Consider the following 5,261-nt stretch of genomic DNA (forward strand, 5'->3'; position numbering starts at 1 on the left):
GGGCGGCGCGACGGGGCGGGTTTCACACCTGTCGCCACTCTTCCGGATACGGCGCTCCCCTCTCCCGACCCCCTTCGGGGGCCACCCTCCCCCGCGGAGGGGGGAGGGAGCGCGCGCGTTGCAGTTGCGCGTGACAACCAAAGCACCGCCCCCACCGGCGACGTCCACGCCAGCCCGTCGGTGCGTCAGCTCGCCCGCGAGCTCGGGATCACCCTCGACCGGGTGCCCGCCACCGGCCCCAAGGGGCGGATCCTGCGGGAGGATTTGCACGCCTTCGTCAAGGCGGCGTTCCAGGCCCCGGCCCAGGCGCCGGCCGCGCCCTCGGGCATCGGCGCGGGCCTGCCGCCCTGGCCGCAGGTCGACTACGAAAAATTCGGTCCGGTGCGGCGGGAGCCCCTGTCGCGGATCCAGACCATCTCCGGGGCCAATCTCAGCCGCAACTGGCTGACGATCCCGCACGTGACCAATTTCGACCGAGCCGACGTCACCGAGATCGAGGCGTTCCGGGTCGGGCTCAACGCGGAGACGCGCACGCCGCCGGCGCGGGTCACCATGGTGGCCTTCCTGATCAAGGCCGCCGCCCTGGCACTGCGGGCCTATCCGCGCTTCAACACCTCCCTGGAGGGCTCCGACCTCGTCCTCAAGGACTACGTCCATGTCGGCTTCGCGGTGGACACCCCGAAGGGCCTGATGGTCCCGGTGGTACGCGACTGCGACCGCAAGGGACTGATCGCGATCGCCACCGAGATGGCGGCGCTCGCCGACAAGGCCCGGGCCGGCAGCCTCGCGGGCTCGGAGATGCAGGGCGGGTGCTTCTCGGTGTCGTCGCTCGGCGGCATCGGCGGCGACGGCTTCACCCCGATCATCAACGCCCCCGAGGTCGCGATCCTGGGCGCGGCGCGCTCGCGCACGGAGGCGATCTGGGACGGCAAGGCGTTTCAGCCGCGGCTGATCCTGCCGCTCAGCCTGTCCTGGGACCACCGGGTCGTGGACGGCGTCGCCGCCGCCCGCTTCCTCGGCCACATCGCGTCGGTCCTGTCGGATTTGCGCCGGGCGCTGCTGTGACGGCGACGACGGGTATGCGACGCGCCTCCCTGTGCGGGCTCGCGGATCGGCACATCGCCGGACCGAGCGCGGGTCCCCTCTCCCGTGCGGGAGAGGGACGGGGTGAGGGATGCGCCGCATCCGGAAAGACCTGGCCCCTCACCCCAGCCCTCTCCCGGACGGGAGAGGGGGCGCGTCGCGCCTTCGGAGAGACGTGGTCGCACCACCTTGGCCTCTGTCGGGGCTAGAAGGCCCTGCCATCCTCGATGCCTACCGCCCATCCCAACAGACTGTGATCGCCGCCGCCATGCCCGAGACCCGCGAGATCCGCGTCCCCGATATCGGCGACTTTTCCGGCGTGCCGGTCATCGAGATCCCGGTGGCGCCGGGGGAGACAATCGCCCGCGACCAGACCCTGCTCATCGTCGAATCCGACAAGGCGACCCTCGACATCCCCGCCCCGGTCGCCGGCCGCCTGGTGGAGCTGCTGGTCGGCCTCGGCGACACCGTCTCGGCCGGCACCCTGATCGCCCGCGTGGCCGTGGAGACGGCGGATACGGCGCCCGTCGCGGCGCCTGCGGTCGCGCCGGCGGAGGAATCCTGCGACATCCTGGTGATCGGCGGCGGACCCGGCGGCTATGCGGCGGCGTTCCGGGCCGCAGATCTCGGGCAGACCGTGATCCTGGTGGAGCGGGAGGCGACGCTGGGGGGCGTCTGCCTGAATGTCGGCTGCATCCCCTCGAAGGCGCTGCTGCACGTGGCCGCCGTCACCGAAGAGGCCGGGCGGCTTGCCGCCCACGGGATCGGTTTCGGCGCACCGACGATCGACCTCGACAAGCTGCGGGCGTTCAAGGCCGGCACCGTGCGGCGCCTGACCGACGGGCTCACCCAGATGGCGCGCCAGCGCAAGGTCGCGGTCGTGCGCGGCACCGCGCGCTTCACCGGGCCGAACGCGGTCTCGGTGGCTTTGCAGGCGGGCGGCAGCCGCGCCGTCGGGTTCCGGAGCGCCATCGTTGCGGCGGGCTCGTCGCCGGTGTCCCTGCCGATGCTGCCGGACGACCCGCGCGTCGTGAACTCCACGGGGGCCCTGGAGCTGCCGTTCGTGCCCCGTCGCCTGCTGGTGATCGGCGGCGGCATCATCGGCCTGGAGATGGCCACCGTGTACAGCGCGCTCGGCGCCCGGGTCGACGTGGTCGAGCGCCTGCCGAACCTGCTGGAGGGGGTGGACCGGGACCTCGTGGCGGTCTGGACCAAGCGCAACGCCCACCGGTTCGACCGGGTCCTGACCGGCGCGGAGGTGGTCTCGGCGACCGCCACCCCCGAGGGCATCGCCGTGACGCTCGCGGGCGCGGCGGAGCCGGTCGTGTACGACCTCGTGCTCCAGGCCGCGGGCCGGCGCCCGAACGGCGACGCGCTCGGCCTCGACGCGGCGGGCGTCGCGGTGGAGCGGGGCTTCGTGCCGGTGGATTCGCAGATGCGCACCGGCGTGCCGCACATCCTGGCGGTGGGGGACCTCGTCGGGCAGCCCATGCTGGCCCACAAGGCGGTGCACCAGGGCCACGTCGCCGCCGAGGTGGCGGCCGGCCACAGGGCCGGGTTCGACGCCGCGGTGATCCCGTCGGTGGCCTATACCGACCCCGAGATCGCCTGGGCCGGCCTCACCGAGACCGCCGCGAAGGCCGCCGGCCGGGCGGTCGAGGTGGCGCGCTTCCCCTGGGCCGCCTCGGGCCGGGCCATCGCCAACGGCGCCGATTACGGCCTGACCAAGCTGCTGTTCGACCCGGAGACCAAGCGGATCGTCGGCGGCGCCATCGTGGGGCCGAGCGCGGGCGACATGCTCGGCGAGATCGTGCTCGCCATCGAGATGGGCGCCGACGCCACCGACATCGGCCGGACGATCCACCCGCACCCGACGCTCGGCGAGACCATCGGGCTCGCGGCCGAGGCGGCGCTCGGCCTCTGCACCGACCTGCCGCCCGCGCGCCGGTAGCACGCGGGCGCTCGCCGCCGAAGTGGATACCGGTTCGGCGTAAGCGAACGCGTTGCATCAAAGACTGAGAGCCGTTCCCGGTTGCAACGCGACCGGGAACGGCTCTAGCCTCGACCCAAAGGCCGAGGTTGGGTAAACGTTCGCCCGCGAGGCCGGACGCGCCCGACGCGGCGTCAGACCAACAGGACGCCTCCACCCGGGGGGATTCGGGCCGAGACGATGCGGTGGACCGAATTACGCTCTCCGGGGATTCCCGATGCCCAGACTCACCTTCGCCGCCCTTGATCCGCGGGCGGTCCGGCGCTGCGTCGCCTTCCTGGTCCGGCGGGACTGGGCGCTCCATCTCGGCCTCGCGGCGGCGCTGGCGGGCCTTCCGATGAGGCCGTCGGCCGTCGCCGCGGAGGCTCCGGCCGCGACCCAGCCGCAGGCCGCGCTGATCGCCGCGCTGCAGGGCCGCGTGCTGGCGGCGCACAGCGCGACCCTGGCGCTGGAGAGCTGGTGCGCCGACCACAAGCTCGCCGGCGACCCGCACCTCGTCGCCCGGCGCATGGACGTGGCCGACAAGCCCCTCAGCGCCGCCCAGCGCACCCGCCTCGCGATCGGCCCCGACGAGCCGGTGCGCTACCGCCGGGTCCGGCTGGCCTGCGGCGACCGGGTGCTGTCGGAGGCGGACAACTGGTACGTCCCGGCGCGCCTGACCCCTGAGATGAACGCGACCCTGGAGGGTACCCGCACGCCCTTCGGCCGGGTGGTGCGCCCCCTGGAGCCGACCCGGCAGACCATCGCGGTCCGCCCCTTCGCGCAGCCGGCTGCGCCCGGCCCCGACGACAAGCTGTTCGAGATCGACGCGGTGCTCTCCACCGGGGCCGGGCAGCCGTTCTGCGAGGTCGCCGAGACCTATCTGGGCGGTGCGCTGCCCGAAGCGTCGCGGTAAGAGGGCGTCCCACAGGTTCGGTTCGGGAGGGATGAGGATGCGGCGTACGGTCTTGCGTGCGGTCTCGGGAGTGCTCGCGGCTCTGGCGGCCGGCGGCCCGGCCCTGGCCGCCGATCCCGCGGGCCTCTGGCTGACCGAGACCGGCAGCTCCCGGGTGAAGGTCACCCCCTGCGGCGGCGGCTATTGCGGCACCATCGTCAGCGCCCCCGGCAAGGCGCTGGACGCCAAGAACCCGGACCCGGCCCTGCGTGGCCGCAGCGTCGTCGGCGTGCAGATCCTCAACGCCCCCCAGGCGGACGGATCGGGCTACAGCGGCTCGCTCTACAACCCGAACGACGGGAAGACCTATTCCGGCGCGCTGCGGCTGACCGGCCCGAACGCCCTCGAAGTCTCGGGCTGCGTGATGAGCGTGTTCTGCAAGCGCCAGACCTGGACGCGGGTGAACTGACCCGCGCTCACGGTGACGCAGTCGCGGTCCCGCGACGGATCAATTGCGCACGACCGAAGCTTCCTTCTCCACAGAGACAGGAACCTTCATGACCCGGATGATTCTCGCCGCCGCCCTCGCGACCTGTTTGGTCGGACCGGCCTCCGCCCAAGTGATCGAATCCCCCACCGGCACCGTGGTGGTCGTGCCGCCCGGCGCCCCCGGGGTGGTGACGCCGCAATCGAACGCCACCGGTGCCGAGGGCGCCCTCACCTACTCGCCGACGGGACGGCCGGCGGACTCGATCTCCAACGATTCCGCCGCGGCCGGCAACGCCAACCAGCCCTCGCAGGTCGCCCCCCAGGGCGGCGGCGGCGGGAAGTAGGACGCATCACTTCGCCCCGGACGCAGGTTTTGCGTTTGGGGCGAGGTTGCCATCGCGCGCGGCCTTGGGTCCCTTCGCCGCGCCTACAATGACGGTGAGGTCGCGGCCGACCGGCGGATATCCAAACCTTTCACCTCATCCCTACGCCGTGCGCACGTCGTCTTCGGCGAAGCGCGCTCCTCCCCCTTGTGGCTACCGCCGACACCCGTTTCGGTCAGAGTCGTGGTTCTGCCGCTGGCGCAGGAGGCGCGGGTCCCCTCTCCCGAGCGGGCCAGCGGATTCACATTTCGCGTTTGGGATCACCGTCCGATCGACGGGTATGGCACTCCAGAACGACCCCGCGCCTTCCCTCCCCCCTCTGCGGGGGAGGGTGGCCCCTGCGTCAGCAGGGGTCGGGAGAGGGGAGCCCGGCTTCCGGGTGAAGCAGAGCGGGCGTGAGGGCGAGCGCCCTATCCTGCATCGTCGCTCCCCTCTCCCGACC

General features: G+C 72.8%; 5 protein-coding genes. All 5 read left to right on the forward strand.

Annotated features, from left to right (window positions below; translation table 11 throughout):
- Nucleotides 1-1,065, forward strand: a 1,065-nt coding sequence (locus tag FV233_RS28025) for a 2-oxo acid dehydrogenase subunit E2 (protein ID WP_246690116.1), incomplete at its 5' end; no start/stop codon positions are given.
- 286 nt (nucleotides 1,066-1,351) lie between these two features.
- Entirely contained in the window at nucleotides 1,352-3,034 is a 1,683-nt protein-coding gene (gene lpdA / locus FV233_RS28030) for a dihydrolipoyl dehydrogenase (protein WP_147899479.1), read from the forward strand.
- A 256-nt stretch (nucleotides 3,035-3,290) separates the two neighbouring features.
- Complete coding sequence (locus FV233_RS28035) at nucleotides 3,291-3,968, forward strand: hypothetical protein (protein ID WP_147899480.1); 678 nt, start codon at nucleotides 3,291-3,293, stop codon at nucleotides 3,966-3,968.
- Nucleotides 3,969-4,005: 37 nt separating this feature from the next.
- Nucleotides 4,006-4,416, forward strand: a complete 411-nt coding sequence (locus FV233_RS28040) for a DUF2147 domain-containing protein (RefSeq protein ID WP_147857442.1) — start codon at nucleotides 4,006-4,008, stop codon at nucleotides 4,414-4,416.
- 88 nt (nucleotides 4,417-4,504) lie between these two features.
- Entirely contained in the window at nucleotides 4,505-4,780 is a 276-nt protein-coding gene (locus FV233_RS28045; RefSeq protein ID WP_147857441.1) for a hypothetical protein, read from the forward strand.
- The last annotated feature ends 481 nt before the right edge of the window (nucleotides 4,781-5,261 follow it).

The sequence above is a fragment of the Methylobacterium sp. WL7 genome, assembly GCF_008040085.1.
Classification (GTDB): Bacteria; Pseudomonadota; Alphaproteobacteria; order Rhizobiales; family Beijerinckiaceae; genus Methylobacterium; species Methylobacterium mesophilicum.

What these genes read in the sequence shown, in the direction of transcription:
- FV233_RS28045 (WP_147857441.1), top strand. Translation starts at nt 4,505, where the DNA reads ATGACCCGGATGATTCTCGCCGCCGCCCTCGCGACCTGTTTGGTCGGA.
- FV233_RS28035 (WP_147899480.1), top strand. Translation starts at nt 3,291, where the DNA reads ATGCCCAGACTCACCTTCGCCGCCCTTGATCCGCGGGCGGTCCGGCGC.
- lpdA (WP_147899479.1), top strand. Translation starts at nt 1,352, where the DNA reads ATGCCCGAGACCCGCGAGATCCGCGTCCCCGATATCGGCGACTTTTCC.
- FV233_RS28040 (WP_147857442.1), top strand. Translation starts at nt 4,006, where the DNA reads ATGCGGCGTACGGTCTTGCGTGCGGTCTCGGGAGTGCTCGCGGCTCTG.